Consider the following 25,162-nt stretch of genomic DNA (forward strand, 5'->3'; position numbering starts at 1 on the left):
CGCGATCACGCGTTGGGGGGCAAAGTGGTGGTTTTTCACAAATAATGCGGGCACGACGGGACGATTCCAGATTCACTGTGACTGGAATAGTCTTGCCAAATGGTTGAAATGTGGCTGGACTGAGGTAAGTTTCTGTTCTGGGGACAATGCCCGTAACCTGCCCAAGCCCAACCCAAGAGTCTGCAGCGATCATTGGTGCAGCAGAATCCGCGCCTCTTTGGATTTGAGCATCATGCGCGCCGCCGGATATGGCGCGCCCGCCCTAAGCTCTGGGAAAAGCGTGAAAATCTCCTGCCGCTGCGCGGGATCCAACCCTGCAAGCGTATGCTGGCCAGGTTGGAAGCTTTCACTCCAAGCCCCGTCGGCGCACACCAGTTGATGCTCATCGAACATGATGTGGACGTAGCTGATCCGCTCTGCTGCGGCACGGGTGATACCGGGCATACCGATCAAATGCACAGCCGCCGCCAACACTTCGGTCTCGCCGAACAACAACTCCGCGCGCGGCGTAGTGATCAGCATGCGGTGCTGCGGGCTGACCTGCATGTCACGCTCTGGCAGACCGCGCCCCAACGCGCCCTGCGCGATACACACCGGGTTGAACTGCGGTGAGGCAGCCAACTCGGCGGCGGACAGATCCCTACGACCGATCCAGCGGATCGGTTGGAAACCGTGATCACGAGTCAACACCAGATCGCCCACCGCCAGATCCTCGACCGCGACACTGCCATGTTCGGTCAGCACCAAAGTGCCGGGGGTAAAGCAGGCAATCACCTTCTCGATATGACTGAAGCTGAGCGTGCCCGTCACAAGGCCGTTGTCGTCAAGAAACTCAACCGTGCCATTCTCATGGTTCAGCGGGTCGTAGAGGATGTTGGTTGCAGCGAAGCCATAAGACGACAGATCGAGCACATCATAATCGTCACCAGCCTCGCCGCCGTCTATGCTATCGCCAGCCCCGCCGAAGAAGGTATCACGATCATCGCCGCCAAACAGGCTGTCCGCCCCGGTGCCTCCGACCAAACTGTCATTGCCAGCGCCGCCGTAAAGCAGATCATTGCCCGGACCACCGTCAATGCTGTCATTGCCAGCGCCGCCATTGATCGTGTCATTCCCCGCGCCCGCCGCAATCACATCATTGCCTGCACCCGCATCGACGCTATCCGCCCCGGTGCTGCCGCTGACAGTGTCATTGCCCGCGCCCAGCTTGAACACTTCGATCTGGGTCAAGGTTGCTGTCGAGCTGCCATCAGTCAGCGTGCCCGTCTCGGGTGCTGTCAGGATCAGCGTGGTATTGGCGGTCAGCGCCGTGGCATCCAGCACATCGCCCGTGATCTCATTGGTTTCACCACCGACGATGGTGTCGTTTCCAAAGCTGCCGGACAAAACGAAGCGGTCGTCGCCCTCTTCGCCCATCAGCAGATCGTTACCCGCACCGCCGTCGATCAGATCATTGCCAGTGTCGCCGTAAATCTTGTCGTCACCCGCGCCGCCCAGCGCCGTATCATTGCCCGAGCCGCCATAGATAATGTCATTGCCCACCCCAGCGCTGATGCTGTCATTGCCAGCGCCCGCATAGATCAGATCGGCGTTGCCCATGGTGCCCTGCACCCCCAGCCCGTCGTTGTTATCCACCTTGTCGCCATCCGGGTCGCCGGCATAAGACGTATCTATGATGTCGTTACCCGAAGTGCCCGACACGATGCCATCCGGCGAGGCTGTGCCGGAAGTGGTCAGCGTCACATAGCCCACATCGGTATTGGTGCCGTCGCTGACGGTATAGGTGAAGTTCTCAGCCCCGTTGGTGCCATTTGCCGTCACGGTGATGGTCCCATCCGCATTCAGCTGCACCTGCTGCCCGGTCAACAGAGTCACCGTCTGCCCTGCGACCACGTTTACCCCGTTGATCTGGGTGATGGTCAACGGGCTGCCCGCCGCATTGGTGTCATTGGCTAGAATATCAAAGGTGCGGGTGCCATTGGTGGTGATGTGAATATTGTCATCAATCGCAAGCGCAATGGTCTGAATGCTGTCGCCCATGATCAACAGGTTGGAATCATAAGCCGTATCGCTGGCATCCGCGATGCCGATCTTGATGGTGTTGACCTGCCCCGCATTTACCGGAGCCTTCAGCGAGATAACATAGGTAAAACCGTCCATCTCGGTGTTGAACTGATCACTGGTGTTGTCGTGATAAAGGTTGCGGTTCTTGCCGGCGTTCACCTCGTCAATCGCGACGTTGCCACCAATGCTAATGCTGACAGGAACAAAGCTGCCGTTGACCCAGACGCCAAAGGCATCGTTGAAGCCCGCGGCGACATATTCGGGATATTCTTCCGAAGCGAACACGAATTGCATTGTGATGGTGTCGCCGTCAGGAATGAAACTGGCATTCAGGACGGCCCCGTCAAAGGTCGGCTGGCCCGCCACAGCATTCAGCTGCGCATCGCCATCCACGCCGCCCGTGGTGTCGGTGGAAAGCCCAGTCTGCGTGTTGGTGTTTGTGCTGCCGCTGCTGTTGGTGAAGTCAACCACGCGCCCGGTCGACAGAATAACCCCGGTATCGGTCGGCGAGATGCCCGCGATTGTGGTTGTCGCCCCCGAATAGATCCCCGAAGACACCGCAGATCCGGTGTAAGTCGCATCAGTCACGGTGACGCCGCTGCCGAATATGGCATTGGCCATATCCATTGCGGTCGCCGAGGTGTTGATCGTCAGTTCATTTGCAATCGCCATAGTATCAGACCTTCACGGAGACAAAATAATCGTAATGCTGCAACGCAGAAAACCGCGCATATGCTGCGCTGACAGGCGCAACAGGGTGCACGGCATCGGTTTTCAGGGTGGTGGACACAACAAACCCAATCGTTACACAGACCAAACCTCGGTCAGATGCGATGGGTTCACCCCACAACAAACCTCGGCTTCCAAGGCGGATAGTCCGGCAAGGTGGTTAATTTTGGGTTAGACTGGACAGGATCGGGGCAGGAAAGTGGCATTTTTATGATGCAGTGCCCGCTGGCAAGCTGTCCCTACTGCGTGACTACCCCACCCTATGGGGCGGCACGCCAGATCGCTGATGCCAAACAAAAAAGGGGCCCTGCAAAGGGCCCCTTCTTGTCAAGTCAGGTTTGACCCTGCCTTGAGCTGCATAACTCGTTACTTCACCAAAAGCATGGCTTCGTGACGCTTCAGCGTGCGGCGGGCCGACGTATAGCCCTCCAGACCCGCATCGGTCTTCAACTCTGGGAACAGATCAAAAATCTCACCGCGTTGTGCGTTGCCCATGCCTTTCAGGGTGTAATCGCCGGGCTGGAAGCTTTCGGTCCAGGCCCCGTTCGACAACACAACCTCGTGGCGGTCAAACATGAAGTGGATGTAGCTTGCGCCCACTGCGTTCACGCTATTAATGCCCTTGCCTGCGACCAGATGCTTGGCCGAAACCAGCACCTCATGCTCGTCAAAATACAGCGCCGTGCGGTCATTGGCGACCAGAACGCGGTGGTTCGGCGAGACCATCATGTCGCGCTCGGGCAGACCATTGCCCAAGCTGCCCTGACGGATCAGCACCGGCTTCAGATGCGGGTTGGCCACCAGATCGTGCCAGCCCATATCCTTGCGCCCAACCCAGCGCAGTTCCTGAATGCCGTTGTCGCGGGTGATGATGCGGTCGCCCGCTTTCAGCAGCTCGACAGGAACCTCGCCCTTCGGCGTCGCAATCAGCGTGCCGGGGGTGAAGCAGGGGATGACATTCTCGATATTGGTGAAGGTCAGCGTGCTGGTGACATTGCGATCGGCATCCAGGAACTGAACAGTGCCGTTCTCGGCATTGTCCGGGTCGTAGATGATGTTCAACGGGCCCGATCCGGTCAGATCAAGCGTGTCGTAGTCGTCGCCACCCTCGTTGCCGTCAATTACATCGCCCGCGCCATCGGCTGGCGCGCCGACGATGAAGGTGTCGCGGTCATTGCCACCCTCCATCGTGTCAGAGCCTTCGCCACCATAGATGGTATCGTTGCCGACATTACCCCGGATGCTGTCATCGTCGATGCCGCCATAGAGCAGATCATTGCCCTGACCGCCATCAATGGTGTCATCATCATCCATGCCGAAGATGGTATCGTTGCCCATACCGCCCGCGATGCTGTCACGGCCATTGTCGGGCAGCAGGTCGCCATCCGCATCCGGGATATTCACCGCATCCGGCACGCCGGGGCCGTAGCCGCCATAGATCAGGTCATCGCCCTGCCCGCCGTCGATCAGGTCATTGCCCTCACCACCGATGATGGTGTCATTGCCCTGGTTACCCTCGATGGTGTCATCATCAAAGCCCGCTTCGATCAGATCGTTGCCAAAGCCGCCATAGATCACATCGGCATCATCGCCGGTGCGGATCGTGTCATCGCCCGCGCCGCCGTAAACCGTATCCAGATCGTTGCTCGGATTGCTGTCCGACGGATAAAGCCCCGGATAGCCCTGATCAGGCAGCGGCACCGCACCGCCGCCCGAGGTGTCGATGACATCATTGCCCGCGCCGCCATAGGCCAGATCATTGCCATCGCCGCCGGTCAGCGTGTCATCGCCATTGCCACCGCGCAGCGAGTCGTCGCCCGCGCCACCGAATAGCAGGTCGTTGCCCGCACCGCCGTTCAGCGTATCGTCCCCGGCTTCGCCGTAGATCACATCATCGCCCTGATCGCCGTCGACCAGATCGTCGCCCAGACCGGCATAAACCGTGTCATCGCCCGCCCCTGCCCGCACGCGGTCATCATTGGGGGCGTCAGTGCCCAGAATCGCATCGCCGTTATCGATGAAATCGCCGTCCGGGTCGCCAGTATACGCGGTGTCGATCAAATCGCCCCCCGCAGTTCCATCGACATAGCCATCGCGCTGATCATAGTTATCCACGCTGTCCGACAGTTGGAACATATCAACCGAGCCCGCAAAATGCTGATCAATATTGTCAAGCGAGCCCGCATCCGAACCCGACTGCCCCGCACCCACGATCCAAGGCTGATTGGCCGCGCCCATATCCATCGTCAGGGTGTTTGGCACCGCGTCACTGAAAACGGCGGCGGTGGTCAGGTTGTCGATTTGCAACTGGCCGCCCGCGCCGCCCTGATCCCAAGAGTAGGACAAGTTGATTTCGTCGCCCGGATTGGCAAAGCCCGGCCCGGTGCCGAAAGTCTCGGTGCCGCTGCCGGTTTCATGGCTGATCACCACCGAACCATCGGCTTGAATTTCAATGCGATAGCCGCCGGCGGTGTCGCCTGTGCTGTCGCGCGACAACACGGTTTGTGTAGCCGTCAAAGGCTGATCTGCCAGCGTGAATTTGATATCGAGCGTACCCTGATCCATCTGATAGGCTGGATCCTGATAGATCTTCACCAGATCATCCACACCATCCAGCACGGCTTGCCCGCCATTCGAGGCCGCGCCATTGCGGTAGGTTCCCAGCTGATCGCCGAACTCCGGCGCGCTGTCCAAGGCGTTGCTGCCAACGTCGTTGAAATTAAAAAGCGCAAAAACCGGCATGTCATATCCCTCATTTCACCTGAGAGCCGGAATTCCGTCTCTCATCCGACCCAAGCCCAGATCGCTGCAAAGCAATCCCGAAAAGGCGCGAGCCCGGTTCAACCCGAGGTCAACGCCTTGTTGCCTGCCGTCTGAGGTGAAGCGAAAGCGATGCTGTTCGGGAACCAACGGTTCCCGGCCAAAAAGATAAGGTTTTCATGACAAGCCTGTGGTCGCAGAACCCAAGGCTAAGGCAGCAAATCTTTCACACCACGCGTGTCTTGCGACACATCACCACTCAACGACCGCCCCCACGGCCTTTGTCTTTCCCAGTAAGACTTGCTCTGAATACCGCCAGTTATGATTAGCGCAAAGCAAAAAAAGACCGAAATGCGGCAGCTTTGCGGCTTAGACCTGCCTCCGCAGCCGCCGGAAAAAATTATGAATACACGCTTAGATTGTATCATCCAACCTTTGGTTTCGAGATGACAGACAGTCATCATTCTTGAAAAATGCAGGCTTATCAGGTGCTAGGATGCGAAAGATGCTTTTCGTTCGCGCTGATCACTCACCTCACTGTTTCCATAACGGAAACAGGTCAAATTCGTGATACTACCTTAACCATAAGAGAGAATTTTTGCCATTCTTTCACCACAATCGCAAAACGCCGTTGCCACAGCGGCGTCAATTGTTCGAATTGGGCGGAACTGTTCAAGCTAACGCCAGGTCAACCGGGGAGATTCCCCGAATCGACACGCGCTGACCTGCGGTAAGATGCTCAAAATTAACTATAACGGGCCTGACCACAGAGTGATTCTTGATCTTAACAATGAATCGCCCAAGCCCTGCCACAATCTGCGTGTGCACAGATTTCTGAATGCTGTTTTCTGTCGATTTCAGCAAATAAATTGGTACGGGCGGCCGGACTCGAACCGGCACTCCTTGCGAAAACAGATTTTGAGTCTGTCGCGTCTACCATTCCGCCACGCCCGCACAATTAACACTTCTTGGTAGGGGCCGCAGAGCGATCCGAAGTGTTAGGACCAGCGCTTCACTGATCCGAGGCGCGGTTTAGCCGCGCCTCTTGTCCGCGTCAACAGGATTTGCGCAAGCAAATCATCGCTAAAGGTTATTCGTTCTGAACGTGTCGCAGGCCGCCAGTTGGCCAGACTTCAGCCCGGTGATAAACCATTTCGAGCGTTGTGCCGAACTGCCATGCGTGAAGCTTTCCGGCATCGGCACCCGCCCCGCATTGCGTTGCAAGGTGTCATCGCCAATCTGCTTGGCCGCGTTGATCGCCTCTTCGAAGTCACCCTTCTCGATGGTACCGAAAGTCTGCTGGACTTCGCGCGCCCAAATTCCGGCCAGACAATCTGCCTGCAATTCGATCCTCACCGAAATCTCGTTGCTGTCCGCTTCTGAAGACTGCGCCCGGATCTCATTGGCTTTGCTGAGAATCCCCAGCTCGTCCTGCACATGATGGCCAATTTCATGCGCCACCACATAGGCCATCGCAAAATCGCCACTCGCACCCAGTTGGCGCGACATTGTGGTGAAGAAATCGGTGTCGAGGTAAACTTTGTTGTCGCCCGGACAATAGAACGGTCCCGTCGCCCCAGAAGCATCACCGCAGGGCGAGTTGGTCACCCCCTTGAACAGCACCAGCGTGGCCGGCACATATGTCTCGCCCAACTGCTGCTTGAAAATTCCCGTCCAGATCTCTTCCGTATCTGCCAGCACGACCGAGACGAACTGGCCTGCCTGCTTGTCAGCCTCGGTGATTTCAACCGGAGCCCCGGTCTGTTGGCCCTGCGTCTGACTGTCGTTCAGCAGCGGCGTCAGATCGACGCCGAGAAAGTAGCCGATCACCACCACCGCAATCACGCCGATGCCGCCCACACCACCGATGCTGGCCCCGCGTGTGCCACGAACGCCACGTCGGTCTTCGATATTGCCGCTGCCCCTGCGCCCGCGCCATTCCATAGCCGCACTCCACCCTGTTTCGGACAACTTAACCCTCAACGCGTGAAGTGCAATCCGGTTGCGCGGAAGCGCCCTCTTGACCTAGGCCTGCGCGCGTGGCCATTGAGCGCAAAAAGCGGAGAGCAGGATGTTTCGCAAGCTGTATAACTGGACGCTGCACTGGGCAGGCTCGCGCTATGCCGAGCCTGCGATGGGGGCGGTGTCGTTTGTGGAAAGCTCGTTCTTTCCGATCCCGGCCGATGTGCTGTTCGTGCCGATGTGTCTGGCCCGCCCAGACCGGGTCTGGCGCTATGCGTTGATTGCTACAATCACTTCGGTGCTGGGCGGGATTTTCGGCTGGATGATCGGGCATTACGCCTTTGATCTGCTGGCGCGGCCTGCGCTGGAGTTCTACGGCAAACTCGGCGCGTTTGAGGCCATGAAAGAGCAGACCGGAGATACTGCCATTCTGGTGATGTTGGTTACTTCGGGGCTGACCCATCTGCCACCGATGAAAATTGTCACGATCTTGTCAGGGGTGGTGTCATTCGATCTGAAATGGTTCATCTTGTCGGCGATTGTGGCGCGGGGCGGGCGGTTTTATCTGCTGGCCTATCTGTTGCAGCGCTACGGGGTTGCGATGACGGGCTTTATCGAGCGGCGTATGGCGCTGATTGTGGGCGGGTTGGTGGTGGTGGGTGGCCTGATCTGGCTGGCCACCCGGATGATGTGAGGCTTGGATGACGCGGAGTTCTTTGATCTGGATTGCCACGCTGGGCTCGGCCGGGCTGTTGGGGGGCGCGTTTGCATTCCAATATTTCGGCGGTCTGATCCCTTGCATTCTGTGTCTCTATCAGCGCTGGCCGCATGGGGTGGCGATCCTGATCGGGCTGCTGGCCTTGCGGAGCCGGGGGGCGGGTTTGCCGCTGCTGGGGATGCTGGCCATGCTGATCACGGCGGGGATCGGGTTTTATCACGCCGGGGTCGAGCTGGGCTGGTTCTCGGGGCTGGCGACCTGCACCGTCGATACCTTGCAGGGCATCACTGCCGGTGATCTTTTGAACACCGATATTGCGGTCGGAAAGCCGGTGGGCTGTGATGAGGTGCCGTGGGCAATGCTGGGGGTTTCGATGGCGGGGTGGAATGCGATCCTGTCTGCGGGGCTGGCGGGGATCTGGGGGCTGGCTGCGCGGAAGGTTTGAGTGTCCACGTGTGGACAGGTTTTCCGCGACGTGAAATCAAAGGCTTAGCGCATGGTCATTCAGGATTTGTTAAGGTTTCGCGGGCATGGCATGGCCTGATCATGCCTGATACCCCACCCTCTTTTTCTGCACGATTCCGCGCCTCGCGCGCCCGTTTGGGATTTTTCGCGCGGTTGGCGTGGCGGATTGCCGGGCGGGCTTTGGCTCTGCTTTCCTTGCGCAAAGCCCCTGCCCCGGCTGGCGCCGATCCTTTGGTGATCGCGGATTACGATCAGATTATTGAGGCGCTGCAAACCGGGGATACCGGGATTTTGGCGCGGTTGGGGCCGGGATTTGCCGCCAGTTCGGACAGCTTTGTCGGCCAGCTCTGGCTGTTCAATGCGATTGATCTGGGCAGTTTGGCGACGCTTCAGTGGTTTTTGGCGCAGGGTGTGGCCCTGGACGGCGTTGATAAGGACGGCCGGACTGTGTTGCAGGCGGCGATTGAGCGGGCGGCTGCGCTAGATGACTATGACGATGCGCCCGAAGACCCGCTGCCGCTGATTGTGGCTTTGCTGGAGGCTGGGGCTGCGATCAATGCGGTCTCACGCCAAGGGCTGACGCCATTGCATGTGGCTGCGGCTTTGGGCTTGGCGGAGGTCGTGCAGCTGCTGCTGTCGCAAGGTGCGGATGCCAGTTTGCGCGATGAGGGTTTTGCTCATGCCACGCCGCTCGATTACGCGGTGCAGGCGGGGCATCAGGCGGTTGCTGATCTGCTGCGCGATTGATTTTGACGGGCCTGACATTTGACACCGAACCGAGGCAAAACTCTGCGGGGCAGAGTTTTTCGGTGAGTTGCTCATAAGGCGAACGCCGTTGAGCAAGGCGAGGTCTGCAGCAAGCCATTCGGTAGAAAAATCGGGGCGCGCCTGACTGGGCTGGCGCGGTATCGCGCCTGCCGGGGGTAGGCAGACGCGGCCCGATTTGTTTGCGAACAAATCGGGCAAGGCAAACAGCTGCAGCGCTATACTACCCTAGCAGCCTTTGCCCTTCTTGCAGCGCGAACCGGTCTGTCATGCCTGCGACGTAATCGGCGACGAGGCGGGCGAGCTCGGTCTCGGACTGCGCGGCGGTGATGTCGGCGCGCCATTCCTCGGGCAGCATTTCCGGCTGGGCGAGATACAGCGGGAACAGGCCGTTGACGACTTCGGTGACTTGCTTGCGCATCACGATCACCGAAGGCGCGCGATACATGCGGTGGAACAGGAAGCTGCGGATGGCTTTGAGATCCTGATACAGCGGCTTGGAAAACCGAATGATCGTCATGCCCATCGCGCGGATTTCTTCGACCGATTGCGGCTGGGCTGCGTCGAGGCGGTTCTTCGCCACAGCGATCACGTCTTCGACCATGCGGCCAAACACCCGGCGCAGGGCTTCGTGACGGCGGCGCATCTTCTCAAGCCCCGGATAAAGGGCATCGACCTCGGCAAAGGCCGGGCCGGTGACGGGGAGTTCCATCAGATCGTTTTCGTCGAACAGGCCCGAGCGCAGGCCGTCATGCAGATCGTGGTGCGAATAGGCAACGTCATCGGCAATGGCGGCGACTTGCGCCTCGGCAGAGGCATGGGTGTGCAGTTCCAGATCCCACTGGGCGTTCACTTCAGCAAGGGCATAGGGCAGAGGTCCGCTATGCTTTTCATCGGCGTTGGGGCCAGTGACCGGACCATTGTGCTTGGCGATGCCCTCAAGGCTTTCCCATGTCAGGTTCAGCCCGTCGAAATCGGCATAGTGGCGTTCAAGGCGCGTGACGATGCGCAGGGCCTGTGCGTTGTGATCAAAGCCACCATAGGGTGCCATAAGCAAGGCAAGCGCGTCTTCGCCGGTATGGCCGAACGGAGTGTGGCCAAGATCATGCGCCAGCGCGATGGCTTCGGCGAGATCGGTGTTCAGGCCCAGCACGCCGGAAATCGTGCGCGCGACTTGCGCCACCTCGATCGAATGGGTCAGGCGGGTGCGGTAGTAATCGCCCTCATGTTCGACAAAGACCTGGGTTTTGTGCTTCAGACGGCGGAACGCGCTGGAATGGATGATGCGGTCGCGGTCACGCTGGAACGGCGAGCGGAAGCTGGACATGCGTTCATCATGCAGGCGGCCACGCGATTGATCAGGTTGGCAGGCGAAAGGGGCAAGCATATGCAGGGCCGTTCTTGTTGAAAGCGTTGGGTTCCCCTATATTCATATCTACATCCTGATGGATAGGGAAATGCCGTGGAATTGAACCTGCCCCCTCGTGTGACGCCCCGCGCTTTTGCCCGGCTGGCGGAGATTGCCGAAATGACCGGTGAAAAGAAGGCGTTGCGGGTGGCCGTTGAGGGCGGCGGTTGCTCGGGCTTTCAGTATGATATCAAGCTGGACGAGCGGACCTCGGATGATCTGGTGATCGAGGGCGATGGCCAAGTGGTGCTGGTGGATCAGGTGTCCTTGCCGTTTCTGGCCAATGCGGTGATTGATTTCAGCGATGAATTGATCGGGGCGCGGTTCGTGATCGAGAATCCGAATGTCGCGAGTGCTTGCGGCTGCGGGACGTCTTTCGCGATCTGAGACTGGATTAGCGCTGGATTTCTGGCGGCTGTGATCTAGTTTTGGCCCCTGATTTGGGGGCGCTATGACGGTAGTTCTGATGCTGGGCTCGGCCCCGATGGTGGTTCAGGCGGCGGACTGGCCGCGTGGCTTTGATCGGGTGTTGGCGATCAACAATGCATGGCGGGTGCGGCCAGATTGGGATTTCTCGATCTACCCGTGGGATTTCGATGCGGCCCGGGTGCCTGTGGCGGCTTCGGGGCAGGTTCTGGTGACCGAGGCTGATTTTGTGCCTGCGCAGAACCGCTATGGTGGCTTCGTTTATGCCGGGGCGACGATGGCATATACCGCCGCGTATTGGGCATTGGATGCCTTGCGGCCCCGTGTGCTGGCGGTGTTTGGCTGCGATATGCACTATCCTGCGGGGCAGACGCATTTTTACGGGGTGGGCACGCCTGATCCGTTGCGGTCCGATATCACGCTGCGCAGTCTTGAGGCGAAGTCAGTGCGGCTGATGGTGCTGGCGGCGCTTCAAGGCTGTGCGGTGGTGAATTTGTCCAGCGGACCGTCGCGGCTGTTGTGCCCACGGGTCGGATTGGCGGATTTGGGTGCGGTGCGGCCTTTGGCTTTTGATCCGGTGCGGGTGCAGGCGGCGCAGGCGCGCGAGGATGAGTTGGGCTATTTTGCGCCTTCGGGGCGGTATTGGGAGGATCTGTCCGCCTATGACGTGGCTGAGATTGACGCCTTGGATGCGCTTTGGCTGGCTTGTTTGCCGTAAGGTGGCGGCTTAAGACTGGGGGGTCAGCTGGAGAAGCCTCATGAAAATCGCCACCTTCAACATCAACGGCATCAAGGCGCGGATCGAGGCATTGCCCGCGTGGCTTTCGGCGGCAACTCCCGATGTGGTGTGTTTGCAGGAAATCAAATCGGTGGATGAGGGATTTCCGCGCGAGCTGTTCGAGGGCATGGGCTACCGGGTGGAAACCCACGGCCAGAAGGGCTTCAACGGCGTGGCGATCCTGTCGAAGCTGCCGCTGGAGGATGTGACGCGCGGCCTGCCGGGCGACGACAGCGACGAACAAGCGCGCTGGATTGAGGCGACGGTGATCGGTGCAAAGGCGGTGCGGGTGTGTGGGCTGTATCTGCCGAATGGCAACCCGGCACCGGGGCCGAAATATGATTACAAGTTGGCCTGGATGGCGCGGATGCAGGCGCGGGTGGAAGCGCTGTTGCCGCTGGAAGAGCCGCTGGTGTTTTGCGGCGATTACAATGTGATCCCGCAGGCCGAGGATGCTGCACGGCCTGAGTTGTGGCTGGAGGATGCGCTATACTTGCCACCCAGCCGTGCAGCGTTGCGCAGGCTTTTGAACCTTGGGCTGACCGAGGCGTTTCGGGCGCGCAACCAATCCCCCGGCCAGTATTCGTTCTGGGATTATCAGGCGGGCGCTTGGGAGCGCAACAACGGCATCCGCATTGACCATCTGCTGCTGTCACCGCAAGCCGCCGACCTGCTGCAAGACTGCCAGATCGACAAACAGGTGCGGGCGGGCGACAAGCCGTCTGACCATGTGCCGGTCTGGATCGAGCTTGATGCCTGAACCGCTTTAGGGCGCGCCGAAGTCGATCACCTGCACGATTTGCGCCACCGGGCCTTTGCCGGGCGGCTGCGCCGAGCGTGCGCCAGGCGGTGCTGGAAGCGCGCGGCGGATCATGTCGACATGGGCGGGCGTGACCTTATCGCGGGCGCAAGCGCCGCGCGCATCCCAGCGGGATTTGGCGATCGGTCCGGCGACGGCCGAGGCAATCAACTGCGGGGCGACATCGTTTGGCGCGACCGTGTTCGTGTCAATCAGGGTCTTGATCACCTCTGCCGCGACGGTGGCCGATTCCCCGAAAGGCATTTGCGCCACCGCCGCCTGATCGGGGTTGGCGCTGTTGTCGTTGACGCATTTGCGCGCCACGAACAGCCAGTCATGCACGATATAAGCGGGCGCGTAACCCCAAGGCGAGAAGCCTTTGAACACCTGCGCCAAAGCCGGGATCGAGCCGCCATCGGTATACATCATCTCAGGTTGAATGGTTTTCAGCGTGGCCGAGGGGTTGGTACGCTCAAACCGCAGGGGCGTGGCCGAGGGGACGTAGACGAAGCGACCATCACCCTCGCCCGCTTCGGTCTCGCCCACCCACATCACTAGCACTGTGCCGCTGAGCCTGCCGACCGGAGCATCGTCGTAATCCACGCTGCCGCAGGCTGTCAGGGTGAGAAAAGCCAGAAACCGCAACATCGCGTCACCTCTGCGCTAAGGGATCAAAGGGAATTGGGGTCAAAATGCAGTGCTGGGCAAAACGCTAGCGCAAGCCAGTTTGAAAGCAACTGAAAATCCGAGGCGGGGCGGTCAGGCATTGGGTCTGACATTTTGCCGAAAGCGTCGGCACTCTTGCTTGCTCAGGGCCGATTGACACGCGCAGGCCGCGCGGCAACAACCTGTGCAGTTTGAAGGAAGATGCCATGACTCTGCCCTATCCTGCGACCTATTACGCCCAAAGCCTGACCGAAAGCCGCACCCGCCCTGCCCTGCATGGGGTGGAGGAGGCCGATGTGATCGTGGTAGGGGGCGGGCTTGCGGGGCTGGTCACAGCACTGGAACTGGCGCGGGGTGGTTTGAAGCCGCTGGTGCTGGAGGCGCAGGCGGTGGGCTGGGGCGCGTCGGGGCGCAATGGCGGCATCGTCTCGCCCGCGTTTGCCTGCGGATCAGAGGATATTGCAGCGCGGGTGGGTGTAGAAGCCGCGCGCGCGTTACATCGGCTGACCATAGAGGGCGTGGATCGGGTGCGCGGCTATATCCGTAATCTGGGGATTGAAGGGGCCGATCCGGTCTCGGGCCTGTTGAACCTGCGGCGGTTTGACCGCGCTGATGATCTGCATGCCTATGCGGCGGAATTTGCGCAGGATTTTGGCTATGAGCTGACCTATCTGGACCGTGCCGCGATCCGCGAGCGGCTGGTCAGTGACCGCTACTTCCACGGTCTCGCAGATGCGCAGGCGTTTCACATCCATCCGCTGAACTATCTGCGCGGATTGGCTTCGGAATTGGAGCGGTTGGGCGGGCGGATCTATGAAGGCTCGCCTGCGACGCAAGCGCAGTTCAAGGGCGCGCAGAAGGTGATCAAGACCGCACAGGGCGAGGCACGCGGCCCCCGCGTGGTGTTCGCAACCGGGGGCTACACCGATGGGCTGGTGCCGCGGTTGAAGCGCGCGGTGCTGCCGATTGCGACCTATATGATGGTGTCGGAAGTGGCCCCCGATTTGATCGCATCGGCCATCCGAACCCGCGAGGCTGTTCTGGATGACCGCCGCGCGTCGGATTACTACCGGGTGATTGAGGGCGGCAATCGGCTGCTGTGGGGCGGGCGGATCACCACGCGGGCGGCCTCGGCGGCGGGTGTGGCGCAGGAGTTGCGGCGCGAGATGATCGGGGCATTTCCGCAGCTGGCGGGCTTGCGGACCGAACTCAGCTGGTCGGGCCAGATGGGCTATGCGCGGCATCTGATGCCGCAAGTGGGGGTGATGGAGCCGGGCGCTTGGCACATCACAGCTTTCGGTGGGCATGGGCTGAATACCACGGCGGTGGCCGGCAAGGTGCTGGCCGAGGCGATTTTGGGCGAAAGCGACCGTCTGGCGATGTTCGCTGGGTTTGGCTTGGATTGGGCAGGAGGGCCTTTGGGGCTGGTGGCGGCGCAGGCGACGTATTGGAAATTGCAGGCGCAAGATTGGTGGCGCGAGCGGTAAGGGTCATCCTCTGCGCTTAAATATCCCCGCCGGAGGCTCCTTAGGTTGAGCGCGGGTGCCTCCGGCGGGAGTATTTAGAAAAGAGCAAATCCTTTGGGGTCAGCTTTGAGTCACGTCGTGGTCGTAAAGCCAGTCGAAGCGTTTCAGCGCGAGATTGGGGGCGATCATCCCGCCGAGGCGCAGGGCGGTATGGGCGATGCTGCGCTGCGGGCCGGACAAATGGTAAGTCTTCGCGTTGCTGTTGGCGGCAGCGACGATGCGGGTGCAGCGGGGTTTGCGGGCGGTTTGGTAGGCGCTGAGGGCTTCAGCGAGGGGCAGGTTTGCGAGGCGGTCGGCCAGCAGCCAGGCATCCTCTAGCGCCATCGAGGCACCTTGGGCGAGGAAGGGCAGTGTGGGGTGGGCGGCGTCACCCAGGATCACGGCAGCGCCTTCGGGCAGGGTTTTGCTCCAGACTTGGGCGACCGGATGGCGGAACAGGCCCCAGACATAGACATCCTGTGCTTGGTCGAGCCAGCCTTGCACGCGGGGACTGAAGCTCTCGAACGCCAGTTTCATTTCCAGAGAATCGTCACGCAGTGACCAGCTTTCCTCGACCCAAGCGTTGCGTTCTTCGACCGCGACGATGTTGCGCAGGGTGCCGCCGCGCAGGGGATAACTGACCAGATGGCGGCCTGCGCCCATATGCACCTCTGCTACCGGGGCGGCACCCGCTTCGGCGGGGATGATGCAGCGCCACGCGATATGGCGCGTGAAGAAGGGCGCGGTTCTGCCATTGAGTGCTGCGCGGGTTTTGGAGTGCAGGCCATCGGCACCGATCAGCAGGCTGGGCTGGAATTCAGCGCCTAGGGCTGTGACGACGCGCGGGCGTGAGCCGGAGAGGTCGACGGTTTCGATCTTGTGCAGCAGGCGGATCTGCACCCCTGCGGCGCGGGCGGCTTTGGCCAGAAGCTCGATCAGATCGGCGCGGTGCAGGAAATGATAACCCTGCTGCGGGCGCAGGCGGGCGAGATCGAGGCGCAGCACCAGATCACCGTCGCGGCCATCGCGCAGCTCCACCGCTTGCGCGCGCATCGAGGCGGCATCGAGGGCTGCGCTGAGGCCCAAAGCCCGCAACACGGTCGCGCCATTGGGAGAGATTTGCAGGCCCGCGCCGATTTCACGGATGGCATCGGCTTGTTCCAGCACCGTGACGTCTGCGCCTTTTTGCGCCAAGGCGAGGGCTGCGGCCAGACCGCCGACGCCCGCGCCCAGTACCGTGATCGGTTGCCCTGCGATGCTCATCCCTGCCCCCAAATGAAAACGCCGGACCATAAGGCCCGGCGCTATGTGTTTCGTATCCGCGCAAGGGCCGCAAGCGGCTCAATCGTCGCGGTGGACCTTCTCGCGGCGCTCGTGCTTTTCTTGGGCTTCCAGCGTCATCGTGGCGATCGGGCGGGCGTCGAGGCGTTTCAGGCTGATCGGCTCGCCGGTCATTTCGCAGTAACCAAACTCGTTGGCGTCAATCCGGCGCAAGGCGGCGTCGATTTTCGACACCAGCTTGCGCTGACGGTCGCGGGTGCGCAGTTCCAGCGCGCGATCGGTTTCTTCCGAGGCCCGGTCGGCAATGTCGGGCACGTTGCGGCCAGAATCTTGCAGATTGTCGATGGTCTCGGCGGATTGGCCCAGCAGTTCTTGCTTCCAGGTAACCAGCTTGCGGCGGAAATATTCCAGCTGCCGGTCGTTCATGAAAGGCTCATCCTCGGCAGGACGATAATCGTCTGGCAAGAAGGTTTCGGCTTTCATAGCAGCACTCTCCCTTTTCTCAGGATGCGCTGCCAGGTGGGCTGTGGTCATGGCGCGCTCCTGCATGGGCGTGCATCTAAAGGAATCGGAAAGGATTGTCACTAGCGGTTGCGACAAATTCGCGTGCAGTCTAGGGTTTGCGAAATCTGCCTGCATTGTCTTGGAAATCCTATGAAATTTGACTCGACCGATCGTTACATCGTCGCCGACGATCTGCGCATTGCCGTGAACGCCGCGGTGACTTTGCAGCGGCCGCTGCTGGTGAAGGGTGAGCCGGGGACGGGCAAGACCGAGCTGGCGCGGCAGGTGGCGAGTGCATTGGGAATGCCGCTGATTGAGTGGCATGTGAAGTCCACAACCAAGGCGCAGCAGGGCCTCTATGAGTATGATGCGGTCAGCCGGCTGCGTGACAGCCAGCTGGGCGAGGCGCGGGTGCATGATGTTGCCAACTACATCCGGCGCGGCAAGCTGTGGCAAGCGTTCACCGCCCCTGCCCGCGTGGTCTTGCTGATTGATGAGATCGACAAGGCCGATATCGAGTTTCCCAACGATCTGTTGCAGGAACTCGACCGGATGGAGTTTCATGTCTATGAGACCGGCGAGACCATCCGGGCGCTGCACCGTCCGGTGGTCATCATCACCTCGAACAACGAGAAAGAACTGCCGGATGCGTTTTTGCGCCGCTGTTTCTTTCACTACATCCGCTTCCCGGAGGCCGATGTTCTGGCGGCAATCGTGAAAGTGCATTTCCCGGACATCAAACCAGCGCTGCTGGCCACCGCGCTGACGCAGTTCTTTGAGATCAGGGAGACGCCGGGGTTGAAGAAAAAACCCTCGACCTCGGAGGTGCTGGATTGGCTGAAGCTTTTGCTGGCGGAAGACCTTGCGCCCGAGGATCTGAAGCGCGACGGCAAGCACTCTCTGCCAAAACTGCACGGCGCTTTGCTGAAGAATGAGCAGGACGTGCATCTGTTTGAACGGCTTGCCTTTATGGCACGCGGTCAACGCTAGCGGTACGAGCGCGGCGCAGGTCGACGCTCGCCCCTGCCCATTGCGACCAGAAACAGTGCGGCGGCCTGCTTGGGATTGTGCAGTAGGAATCGAGAATCGGGCGATTCTGCCGTGGTTTAGCCATAGTCTTGCCACAATCACATCACGAAATCTGCATTGTTTGAAACATACTGCAATATTGCGCGAGCAAAATAGGGATAATCTGGCGTTTCCATGCCAGCAACCATCCATAGGTAGTTTCGGTGATTTTGTGAAGAATCCTAAAGATTGACATGATCATGCCCAGAAACCGACACTGCAGACCTGTTGTCTCGCCTTCAGAGTGAGCTTCCTAACTGCAATGAGTTCCAATGACTTACGCGTCCCCTTTGCCAACCGGCCAAGCCATCGTGAAAGGGTGGCGGGCTGGGGACAAAGGCGCTGTGCCTTCGGTGATCTGCCACCGGATGCGCGCTGCGGGGCGTCTGGGTCTGGCTGTGCTGTCGCGCTGCGACGGGATGGCAATCATGGCAAGCCGGAAGCTCATGACGGAAGGCAAGAGCGCTACGGGACGCGCGTTTTGCTTGCCAAACCGGGCTTCTCCTCCCTCCACAAGCGTCGGTCTGCTCCGGCGTGCGTGGCTTGGGGTGAGGAGTGACGGTGCGGCGGATGCGCGAGCGATGGTCTGGTCAGACGAAGCTTTGAGGCTGGGTGCGGGGGCACCTGACGTCAAAGCTCTGATCGGGGTTCCGCGCGCGTCCCGCCGTGCTTCACCACCTGAGACGGGGCCGCTGCGGCCCTTGAAACCCTGTATGAATGGTCTGCCAGCCCATGCGCCTGTTATCCTTGATCGCCGTTTTAGGCCTGTCCGCCTGTATGCCTGCCCAACAGGCGCAGGTTTCGAAAAGCTACTCTGAGACGAGCGCGCCGGGCATTGGCTTGCCCGCCATGCAGGGCTTTGCTGCGGCGTCGAGTATGAGCCCGATGCGACCGAACGCCGAGATTGCCCGCGATTTCCTCGATCTCGAATTCCGTATGGAAAGCGGGCGGGCTCTGCCGAATTTCAGCCGCTTTGAGGGGCCGATCACCGTCAAGCTGACTGGCGATGTTCCGGCCACCGCCCCGGCTGAAATGGCGCGTCTGATCAACCGGTTCCGCAGCGAAGCCGGGCTGCCGATCAGCTTTGCGCAACTGGGCGACTCTGCCTCGATCACCATCGAATTCCAGCCACGCGCGCAGATGGCCAAGGTCGTGCCGATGGCCGCCTGTTTCGTGGTGCCGCGCGTGCAGTCCTGGGCGGAATACAAGGCCGAGCGCAATGGTCCGAAGGTCGACTGGACCACGATGACCAAGCGCGAGCATGTGTCGATTTTCGCGCCGTCAGATGCCTCGCCGCAAGAGACCCGCGATTGTCTGAATGAGGAAACCGCACAGGCAATGGGGCCGCTGAACGATCTGTATCACCTGCCCGATTCGGTGTTCAACGACGACAATTTCAACTCGGTGCTGACCGGGTTTGATATGCTGATCCTGCGCCTGCATTACGCGCCCGCGCTGCGCAACGGCATGAATGAGGCCGAGGCGGCCAAACATCTGCCCGCCCTGCTGGCGCAGATGAATCCCCGCGGTGGCGCTGGCTTCTCTGAGATCAAGACGATTGCGCCACGCTCCTGGGTGGCTGCGGTCGAGGGCGCGTTCGGCCCGCGTGGTGGCACTGCGGCACGGTTGCGCGCCGCCGATATGATGCTGTCGATTGCGCTGGCGCAGGGCTGGCACGACGGACGGTTGGCGTTCAGCTATTACGCCAAGGGCCGCGCGATGGCGAATACGGATCCGGCGCAGGCTGTGGCGGCTTTGTCGGAAGCCGGGCGGATCTATCGCAGCATGCCGGGTGCGCAGGTGCATGTGGCGCATGTCGATATGCAACTGGCGGCGATTGCGCTGGCGGCAGGGCAGTCCGATCAGGCGATGGCATTTGCCGACCGGGCAATTCCGGCGGCAAAGCGGGCGGAGAATGCGTCCTTGCTGGCGACGCTGATGCTGATCAAGGCAGAGGCTTTGCAGAATGCGGGCCGCGTTGCCGAGGCACGGGGCTTGCGTCTCGACAGTCTGGGCTGGGCGCGTTATGGCTTCGGCTCGGAGCGCCAGATGCGTGCAAGGATGGCAGAGATTGCCAATCTGGGCGCGCAGGGCGGCCGGGGATAGAGAAACGGGTAAGGTCAGGGACGGTTAAGCTCTGGGACTGCCCGCAGCAAAGGGGCAGGCCGTGATCGTTTTGGCTGGGTTTGGGATCGGTGCGGCATTTGGCGCTTTCAGCGCCAAGCGGCGCGGCGGGCGCGGTTTGGATATGCTGCAGTATGGCGCGGCTTATGCGATCTTGCTGGGCTTGATCGGGTTGTTCCTGACGATCTATCTGCACCGGGCCTTGGCGGTGTAAGCGATGTTTCTGCCCTTCTTTCAGGCGTTGCGGAAAGAGGGCGTGCCGGTCTCGTTGCGGGAGTATCTGGCGTTTCTCGAAGGTCTTGCGGTGGGTCTGGTGACCTATGACGCCGAAGGGTTCTATCATCTGGGCCGTCTGACGATGGTGAAGGATGAGCGGCACATCGACCGCTATGATCGGGCTTTCTCACATAGTTTCAACGGCTTGGATATCGTTTCTGAAGCAGATGTCTTGCAGGCCCTGGACTTGCCCGCCGCTTGGCTGGAAAAGCTGGCCGAAAAGCATCTGACGGCAGAAGAGCGCGCAGCAGTTGAAGCTTTGGGCGGCTTTGACAAGTTGATGGAGACGCTGAAACAGCGTCTGGCCGAGCAAAAGGACCGTCATCAGGGCGGCAATAAATGGATCGGCACGGCAGGAACTTCGCCGTTTGGCGCTTATGGCTACAACCCTGAAGGCGTGCGGATTGGGCAGGATCAAAGCCGTCACCAGCGGGCGGTCAAGGTCTGGGACAAGCGCGAATTTCGCAATCTGGATGATCAGGTCGAACTGGGCACCCGCAACATCAAGGTGGCGCTGCGTGGCTTGCGCAAATGGGCGCGGACCGGGGCGGCTGAGGAGTTGGATCTGGACGGCACCATCCGCGCCACCGCCGAGCATGGCTGGCTGGATGTGCAAGTGCGACCCGAGCGAAGAAACGCCGTCAAAGTATTGATTTTCTTTGACATTGGCGGATCTATGGATCCCTATGTCAAGGTGATGGAAGAGCTGTTTTCGGCGGCGCGGGCCGAGTTCAAACATCTGGTGCCGTTCTATTTCCACAACTGCCTGTATGAGGGCGTGTGGCGCGACAATGCGCGACGCTGGGATGCGCAGACCGCCACGGCCGAGGTGTTGCGCAGCTATGGCACGGATTACAAGTGCATTTTCGTCGGGGATGCCTCGATGAGCCCCTATGAAATACTGCACCCCGGCGGCGCTTCAGAGCATTGGAATGCCGAAAGTGGGCAGACGTGGCTGCAACGCGCCTGTGATCGCTGGCCGAACCATCTGTGGATCAACCCGGTGCCAGAGGCGCATTGGGGTTATACCCAGTCGATCCGGTTGATCGGGCAGATTTTTGCGGGAAGGATGGTGCCAATGACGTTGGACGGTATTTCTCGCGGGATCAAGGCGTTACGCTGATGCCGGGAATTTGCCGCAGCACGCAGCGTGAAATCGGCCGGACCCTGCTTGCAGGGCGGCGGCCCTGCCCCATATCAAACGCATGCTGAAGTTTCTCCCCATCCTGCTCGCGATTGGCTACGGCCTATTGATGATGTGGTTTTCGGTCTGGCGCACCAAGAAGATGTTGGCCGAGCAAAGCCAGCCGTTGCGCGATCCGGGATTGTTGGCTTTGGCGCAAAGGCTGGCTGTGGCGCTGGAGCTGCCGCAGATCAAGGTCAACGTCTATCAGATTGAGGCTGTGAACGGGCTGGCGGCACCCGATGGCCAGATCTATCTGACGCAGGGGTTTCTGGATCGCAAGGCGAAGGGTGAGGTGTCGGATGCCGAACTCGCCTCGGTGATTGCGCACGAGCTGGGGCATGTGGCGTTGGGTCATACGCGGCGGCGGATGATTGATTTCACCGGGCAAAACGCAGTCTTCGTCATGCTGTCGGCGCTTTTGAATAGGTTCTTGCCGGGGATTGGGGTGTGGATCGCCAATCTGATCTCGGGTGTCTTGATGGCGCATATGTCGCGGCGCGATGAGTTTGAGGCCGATGCCTATGCAGCGGCTTTGTTGGTGAAGGCGGGGATTGGTGTGGCCCCGCAGGTATCGCTGTTTCGCAAACTGACCGCGCTGACCGGGGCTGCGGGGGCTGGCACCCCGGCCTGGCTGCTGAGCCATCCGAAAACTGACGACCGGATCGCTGCGATTGAGGCGCTGGATGCGCGCTGGCGCGATGCATAGGGCGGGCTAAAACCTCTTCTGCAGCTTGCTATGGCCAGCTTGCACGAATGTGCAGAATTTGCCATGCTCCCTTGAACAGAGAGGTGCCCGCATGTCGCTTGACGCTCCGCCCGTGCAATATCTGAACCTTGACCCGCAGCTGTATGTCCGGGACGACGTGTTCCAGCAGGAACGCCGTGAGATCTTTGCACGCTCGTGGCAGTTCATGGGGCCCGCGCAATCGGTGGCGGAACCGGGGCAATATCTGGCCATCGACATCGCGGGCATACCGGTGTTTGCGATCCGGGGTCGCGATGGGGCTTTGCGCGGGTTCAAGAATGTCTGCCGCCACCGCGGCGCCAAGCTGCTGGCGGATGGTGCGGGCAGTTGCGGATTGATCGTGTGCCCCTATCACAAATGGAGCTTTGCCGACACCGGGCGGCTGGTGCAGGCGCCGTGGTATGGCAAAGACCCGGCGATCATCCCCGAGGATTGGCCGCTGGAACCAGTGCAGATTGATCAGTGGCGCGGGTTGCTGTTTGCCAGCCTTGATCCGGCGCAAAGCCTGCTGGAGCAGTTGGGCGGGCTGCCCGAGGAACTCGGCTCCGAACCGATGGAAAGTTACACCGCCACCGACAGCGCCACGGTCAGCTTTGACGCCAACTGGAAGATTTACACCGACAATTTTGTCGAGGGTTACCATATCCCCGGCACCCACCCTAGCTTTTACGCTGCTATCGAGTTTGAAGCGTTTGAGACAACCGCGCATGACGGCTTCGTCAAGATGACCGCTCCGCCGAAACAGGGGCTGTTTTATCGCGGCAAATGGCTGTGGATGTGGCCGAACTGGACGCTAAGCCTGTTTGACGGTGGCATGAATGTCAGCCGGATCAACCCGACATCGACACATCACACCGACCAGCAGTACCATTTCTTCTTCGCAGACACCTCAGAGGCCGGGGCAGAGGCGCGGGCGAGATCGGTGGATGGCACGCTTGCGGTGGTGAAAGAGGATTACACCGTCTGCGCGGAGACCCATCGCAACTATGCCGCCGGGGCCTACAGCTCGGGGCCGCTGAGCGGGCGGCATGAAAAGGGCGTGCAATATTTCCAGACGCGGGTGGCCGAGGCTTTGGGGCGGGGTTAAGCCAGCAGAGCCTTGGCAAGACGCGGAAGTTTTGCGCGTTTCAGCAGCGATTTCAACGGGATCGGTGTGCCCAGCATGGTTTCCGCCGTCGCGTGGACATGAGCGATCACCTCGGCCACTTCCGCAGGGTGGAAAGACCACAACTGCCAAAGCAATCCGTCAGGGTCGCGGCGTTCCAGCCCTTCCTCTGCCAGCAGATGACGGGGAAAATCCTGCGCATTGAAGGTGACGATGCAATCGGCATGGCCTGCGATGGCCACGGCCAACACATGCACATCATTGGGGTCAGGCAGCAGCAGCCGCGATTCAATACTGGGCTGTTCGCGCACGAAACCGCGCGGGAAGGCGGTGCGCAGCAAAATGGCCTCGGTCTCGGCTTGGGCCTGCGCCACCGGGCCAAGCTTGGCGACAGCACGGGTCCATTCGCGCAGGATGCGGTCTGACCACAGCGGCTCGTACAACCCCTTCGCCGCCACGCCCAGCAGGATTTCGCGCAGGACGGTGGGGTATATGACGCAGGCGTCGAGAACCGCTTTCATCAGCGGTCAGTCCAGCCGGAAGAACAAAGCCTTCAGATAACCGCTTTCCGCCAGTTGCGGCAGCATCGGGTGATCGGGGCCAGCGAAACCGGTGTGCAAGAGTTGCCCACGCCGCCCGCCGCGCCCGATACCGCGGGCCGAGGCATTGCGGAACGAGGCCAGATCTGCGGCATGGCTGCACGAGCAGAGCACCAGATAACCGCCGGGCGCAACCAGAGGGGCGGCAAGGCGGGCGATACGCTCATAGGCGCGCAGGCCAGCCTCCAGCGCGGGTTTGGCGGGAGCAAAGGCCGGCGGGTCGCAGATCACCAGATCGAATTGGGCGCGGTCTGCGCCCAGCGCTTCCAGCACGTCAAAGGCGTCGCCCTGCCGGGTTGTGAAGCGGTCGGCAAAACCCGAAGCTTCCGCGCCCTGCCCTGCCAGCGCCAAGGCGGGGGCCGAAGCATCCACCGCCAGAACCGAAGCCGCACCATGCGCCAAAGCCGCAAGGCCAAAGCCGCCGACATGCGCGAAGACGTCAAGCACGCGGGCATCTTTGGCGAGCCCCGCCGCAAAGGCATGGTTCGGGCGTTGGTCAAAGAACAGCCCGGTCTTCTGGCCTCCGGTGACATCGGCCAGATAAGTGGCACCGTTCATCGGCACCTGGATCGGCGCAGAAACATTGCCCACCAACACCAGATTTTCCTCGTTCAGCCCTTCCAGCCCGCGCGAGCGGCCCGTGGCATTCTTCACCACGGTGGACACGCCCGTCACCGCCTGCAAGGCTGCAACCAGCACCGCAAGATGCGTCTCGGCCCAAGCGGCGTTGGGTTGGATCACCGCCACATCGCCGAAGCGGTCAATGACGATGCCGGGCAGGCCATCGGCCTCGGCATGGACAAGTCGGTAAAACGGCTTGTCATAAAGACGATCCCGCAGCGAAAAGGCGCGCGCCAGTTTGGCTTCAAACCACGCCTGATCCAGTTCCGCCTCGGGGTTGCGATCCAGCATGCGGGCGATGATCTTGGAATTGGTGTTCACCGTCACCAGCCCAAGATCACGACGATCGGCATCGACCAGAATCGCCAAAGCACCGGGGGCAAGGTTGTTGGTGCGGCGGTCCGTCACCAACTCGTCAGCATAAACCCACGGAAAGCCGTGGCGCAACGCGCGGGCCTCGGCCTTGGGACGCAGGCGGACGATGGGATAGCGGCGCGTAACGGTGTCAGAGGAACCGGTCTCGGCGGCATCTTCAGGGTTATGCGGGGCGGGGGTATGCGAAATGGGGGAGCTCATGCCCCCCCATACTAAGATATCACGGCTGTGAA

Annotated in this window: 22 protein-coding genes and 1 tRNA gene; 13 read left to right on the forward strand and 10 right to left on the reverse strand. The window is 60.7% G+C overall.

All coding sequences use genetic code 11. The features are described from left to right. Nucleotides 1–189 precede the first annotated feature (189 nt). The 4 genes from U1A24_RS20175 to U1A24_RS20190 all read right to left on the reverse strand — a co-directional run bounded on the left by U1A24_RS20175 (nucleotide 190) and on the right by U1A24_RS20190 (nucleotide 7,497). Complete coding sequence (locus U1A24_RS20175; protein WP_322323779.1) at nucleotides 190–2,736, reverse strand: Hint domain-containing protein; 2,547 nt, start codon at nucleotides 2,734–2,736, stop codon at nucleotides 190–192. 423 nt (nucleotides 2,737–3,159) lie between these two features. Continuing rightward, complete coding sequence (locus U1A24_RS20180) at nucleotides 3,160–5,535, reverse strand: Hint domain-containing protein (RefSeq protein ID WP_322323780.1); 2,376 nt, start codon at nucleotides 5,533–5,535, stop codon at nucleotides 3,160–3,162. 888 nt (nucleotides 5,536–6,423) lie between these two features. Continuing rightward, a tRNA-Leu gene (locus U1A24_RS20185) sits at nucleotides 6,424–6,507 on the reverse strand. 129 nt (nucleotides 6,508–6,636) lie between these two features. After that, nucleotides 6,637–7,497, reverse strand: coding sequence for a neutral zinc metallopeptidase (locus U1A24_RS20190; protein ID WP_322323781.1), 861 nt, complete (start codon nucleotides 7,495–7,497; stop codon nucleotides 6,637–6,639). Nucleotides 7,498–7,624: 127 nt separating this feature from the next. Between U1A24_RS20190 and U1A24_RS20195 the strand changes: the two genes are divergently transcribed. From U1A24_RS20195 to U1A24_RS20205, 3 genes are all read left to right on the forward strand, one after another. Continuing rightward, a complete protein-coding gene (locus U1A24_RS20195) occupies nucleotides 7,625–8,209 on the forward strand; it encodes a YqaA family protein (RefSeq protein ID WP_322323782.1) in 585 nt (194 codons plus the stop codon). A 7-nt stretch (nucleotides 8,210–8,216) separates the two neighbouring features. Next, complete coding sequence (locus U1A24_RS20200) at nucleotides 8,217–8,678, forward strand: disulfide bond formation protein B (protein WP_322323783.1); 462 nt, start codon at nucleotides 8,217–8,219, stop codon at nucleotides 8,676–8,678. Between the two features lie 101 nt (nucleotides 8,679–8,779). Continuing rightward, the gene (locus U1A24_RS20205) at nucleotides 8,780–9,445 is read left to right on the forward strand and encodes an ankyrin repeat domain-containing protein (protein ID WP_322323784.1); all 666 of its coding nucleotides are present in this window, start codon (nucleotides 8,780–8,782) and stop codon (nucleotides 9,443–9,445) included. 241 nt (nucleotides 9,446–9,686) lie between these two features. On the opposite strand, the gene U1A24_RS20210 is transcribed toward U1A24_RS20205, so the two are convergent. Further along, nucleotides 9,687–10,850 (reverse strand): deoxyguanosinetriphosphate triphosphohydrolase, encoded by a 1,164-nt coding sequence (locus U1A24_RS20210; protein WP_322323785.1) that lies wholly within the window; start codon nucleotides 10,848–10,850, stop codon nucleotides 9,687–9,689. A gap of 81 nt (nucleotides 10,851–10,931) precedes the next feature. Between U1A24_RS20210 and U1A24_RS20215 the strand changes: the two genes are divergently transcribed. The 3 genes from U1A24_RS20215 (at nucleotide 10,932) to xth (ending at nucleotide 12,835) form a co-directional block, all read left to right on the forward strand. Continuing rightward, nucleotides 10,932–11,258 carry an iron-sulfur cluster assembly accessory protein gene (locus tag U1A24_RS20215; protein ID WP_322323845.1) on the forward strand — a complete coding sequence of 109 codons (327 nt, stop codon included), beginning with the start codon at nucleotides 10,932–10,934 and terminating at the stop codon, nucleotides 11,256–11,258. Between the two features lie 64 nt (nucleotides 11,259–11,322). Then, nucleotides 11,323–12,015 carry a hypothetical protein gene (locus U1A24_RS20220; protein WP_322323786.1) on the forward strand — a complete coding sequence of 231 codons (693 nt, stop codon included), beginning with the start codon at nucleotides 11,323–11,325 and terminating at the stop codon, nucleotides 12,013–12,015. Between the two features lie 40 nt (nucleotides 12,016–12,055). Then, nucleotides 12,056–12,835, forward strand: a complete 780-nt coding sequence (gene xth / locus U1A24_RS20225) for an exodeoxyribonuclease III (protein WP_322323787.1) — start codon at nucleotides 12,056–12,058, stop codon at nucleotides 12,833–12,835. Between the two features lie 6 nt (nucleotides 12,836–12,841). Here the strand turns inward: xth and U1A24_RS20230 are convergent, their stop codons facing one another. Then, on the reverse strand, nucleotides 12,842–13,522 hold the full coding sequence (locus tag U1A24_RS20230; protein WP_322323788.1) for a hypothetical protein: 681 nt from the start codon (nucleotides 13,520–13,522) through the stop codon (nucleotides 12,842–12,844). Nucleotides 13,523–13,746: 224 nt separating this feature from the next. Between U1A24_RS20230 and U1A24_RS20235 the strand changes: the two genes are divergently transcribed. Then, nucleotides 13,747–15,027 (forward strand): FAD-binding oxidoreductase, encoded by a 1,281-nt coding sequence (locus tag U1A24_RS20235; protein WP_322323789.1) that lies wholly within the window; start codon nucleotides 13,747–13,749, stop codon nucleotides 15,025–15,027. A gap of 99 nt (nucleotides 15,028–15,126) precedes the next feature. On the opposite strand, the gene U1A24_RS20240 is transcribed toward U1A24_RS20235, so the two are convergent. Together U1A24_RS20240 and dksA are read right to left on the reverse strand one after the other, a co-directional pair. Then, nucleotides 15,127–16,308, reverse strand: coding sequence for an FAD-dependent monooxygenase (locus U1A24_RS20240; RefSeq protein ID WP_322323790.1), 1,182 nt, complete (start codon nucleotides 16,306–16,308; stop codon nucleotides 15,127–15,129). Nucleotides 16,309–16,386: 78 nt separating this feature from the next. Next, nucleotides 16,387–16,809: an RNA polymerase-binding protein DksA gene (gene dksA, locus U1A24_RS20245; RefSeq protein WP_322323846.1), complete on the reverse strand. Its 423-nt coding sequence runs from the start codon at nucleotides 16,807–16,809 to the stop codon at nucleotides 16,387–16,389. A 171-nt stretch (nucleotides 16,810–16,980) separates the two neighbouring features. On the opposite strand from dksA, the gene U1A24_RS20250 reads away from it, so the two are divergent. The 6 genes from U1A24_RS20250 (at nucleotide 16,981) to U1A24_RS20275 (ending at nucleotide 23,316) form a co-directional block, all read left to right on the forward strand. Further along, entirely contained in the window at nucleotides 16,981–17,820 is an 840-nt protein-coding gene (locus tag U1A24_RS20250) for a MoxR family ATPase (RefSeq protein WP_322323791.1), read from the forward strand. Between the two features lie 810 nt (nucleotides 17,821–18,630). Then, entirely contained in the window at nucleotides 18,631–20,004 is a 1,374-nt protein-coding gene (locus U1A24_RS20255) for a DUF2927 domain-containing protein (RefSeq protein ID WP_322323792.1), read from the forward strand. Between the two features lie 61 nt (nucleotides 20,005–20,065). Beyond that, nucleotides 20,066–20,236: a hypothetical protein gene (locus U1A24_RS20260; RefSeq protein ID WP_322323793.1), complete on the forward strand. Its 171-nt coding sequence runs from the start codon at nucleotides 20,066–20,068 to the stop codon at nucleotides 20,234–20,236. A 3-nt stretch (nucleotides 20,237–20,239) separates the two neighbouring features. Continuing rightward, nucleotides 20,240–21,421, forward strand: a complete 1,182-nt coding sequence (locus tag U1A24_RS20265; protein WP_322323794.1) for a vWA domain-containing protein — start codon at nucleotides 20,240–20,242, stop codon at nucleotides 21,419–21,421. Between the two features lie 82 nt (nucleotides 21,422–21,503). Then, entirely contained in the window at nucleotides 21,504–22,190 is a 687-nt protein-coding gene (locus tag U1A24_RS20270; RefSeq protein WP_322323795.1) for a M48 family metallopeptidase, read from the forward strand. 91 nt (nucleotides 22,191–22,281) lie between these two features. Beyond that, on the forward strand, nucleotides 22,282–23,316 hold the full coding sequence (locus tag U1A24_RS20275; RefSeq protein ID WP_322323796.1) for an aromatic ring-hydroxylating dioxygenase subunit alpha: 1,035 nt from the start codon (nucleotides 22,282–22,284) through the stop codon (nucleotides 23,314–23,316). Here U1A24_RS20275 and U1A24_RS20280 read toward each other — a convergent pair. Then, nucleotides 23,313–23,855 carry an RSP_2648 family PIN domain-containing protein gene (locus U1A24_RS20280; protein ID WP_322323797.1) on the reverse strand — a complete coding sequence of 181 codons (543 nt, stop codon included), beginning with the start codon at nucleotides 23,853–23,855 and terminating at the stop codon, nucleotides 23,313–23,315. The genes U1A24_RS20275 and U1A24_RS20280 overlap by 4 nt on opposite strands. Nucleotides 23,856–23,861: 6 nt before the next feature. Then, nucleotides 23,862–25,130 carry an RSP_2647 family RNA methyltransferase gene (locus tag U1A24_RS20285; RefSeq protein ID WP_322323798.1) on the reverse strand — a complete coding sequence of 423 codons (1,269 nt, stop codon included), beginning with the start codon at nucleotides 25,128–25,130 and terminating at the stop codon, nucleotides 23,862–23,864. Nucleotides 25,131–25,162 lie beyond the last annotated feature (32 nt).

The sequence above is a fragment of the Cypionkella sp. genome, from assembly GCF_034376685.1.
Taxonomy (GTDB): Bacteria; Pseudomonadota; Alphaproteobacteria; order Rhodobacterales; family Rhodobacteraceae; genus Cypionkella.

Bases quoted from the DNA above. Each gene is read 5' to 3' on its own strand.
- xth (WP_322323787.1), top strand. From the start codon at position 12,056: ATGAAAATCGCCACCTTCAACATCAACGGCATCAAGGCGCGGATCGAG.
- U1A24_RS20265 (WP_322323794.1), top strand. From the start codon at position 20,240: ATGTTTCTGCCCTTCTTTCAGGCGTTGCGGAAAGAGGGCGTGCCGGTC.
- U1A24_RS20180 (WP_322323780.1), bottom strand. From the start codon at position 5,535: ATGCCGGTTTTTGCGCTTTTTAATTTCAACGACGTTGGCAGCAACGCC.
- U1A24_RS20280 (WP_322323797.1), bottom strand. From the start codon at position 23,855: ATGAAAGCGGTTCTCGACGCCTGCGTCATATACCCCACCGTCCTGCGC.
- U1A24_RS20270 (WP_322323795.1), top strand. From the start codon at position 21,504: ATGCTGAAGTTTCTCCCCATCCTGCTCGCGATTGGCTACGGCCTATTG.
- U1A24_RS20190 (WP_322323781.1), bottom strand. From the start codon at position 7,497: ATGGAATGGCGCGGGCGCAGGGGCAGCGGCAATATCGAAGACCGACGT.
- U1A24_RS20250 (WP_322323791.1), top strand. From the start codon at position 16,981: ATGAAATTTGACTCGACCGATCGTTACATCGTCGCCGACGATCTGCGC.
- U1A24_RS20240 (WP_322323790.1), bottom strand. From the start codon at position 16,308: ATGAGCATCGCAGGGCAACCGATCACGGTACTGGGCGCGGGCGTCGGC.
- U1A24_RS20195 (WP_322323782.1), top strand. From the start codon at position 7,625: ATGTTTCGCAAGCTGTATAACTGGACGCTGCACTGGGCAGGCTCGCGC.
- dksA (WP_322323846.1), bottom strand. From the start codon at position 16,809: ATGAAAGCCGAAACCTTCTTGCCAGACGATTATCGTCCTGCCGAGGAT.
- U1A24_RS20175 (WP_322323779.1), bottom strand. From the start codon at position 2,736: ATGGCGATTGCAAATGAACTGACGATCAACACCTCGGCGACCGCAATG.
- U1A24_RS20235 (WP_322323789.1), top strand. From the start codon at position 13,747: ATGACTCTGCCCTATCCTGCGACCTATTACGCCCAAAGCCTGACCGAA.
- U1A24_RS20210 (WP_322323785.1), bottom strand. From the start codon at position 10,850: ATGCTTGCCCCTTTCGCCTGCCAACCTGATCAATCGCGTGGCCGCCTG.
- U1A24_RS20220 (WP_322323786.1), top strand. From the start codon at position 11,323: ATGACGGTAGTTCTGATGCTGGGCTCGGCCCCGATGGTGGTTCAGGCG.
- U1A24_RS20255 (WP_322323792.1), top strand. From the start codon at position 18,631: ATGCGCCTGTTATCCTTGATCGCCGTTTTAGGCCTGTCCGCCTGTATG.
- U1A24_RS20230 (WP_322323788.1), bottom strand. From the start codon at position 13,522: ATGTTGCGGTTTCTGGCTTTTCTCACCCTGACAGCCTGCGGCAGCGTG.
- U1A24_RS20275 (WP_322323796.1), top strand. From the start codon at position 22,282: ATGTCGCTTGACGCTCCGCCCGTGCAATATCTGAACCTTGACCCGCAG.
- U1A24_RS20285 (WP_322323798.1), bottom strand. From the start codon at position 25,130: ATGAGCTCCCCCATTTCGCATACCCCCGCCCCGCATAACCCTGAAGAT.
- U1A24_RS20205 (WP_322323784.1), top strand. From the start codon at position 8,780: ATGCCTGATACCCCACCCTCTTTTTCTGCACGATTCCGCGCCTCGCGC.
- U1A24_RS20200 (WP_322323783.1), top strand. From the start codon at position 8,217: ATGACGCGGAGTTCTTTGATCTGGATTGCCACGCTGGGCTCGGCCGGG.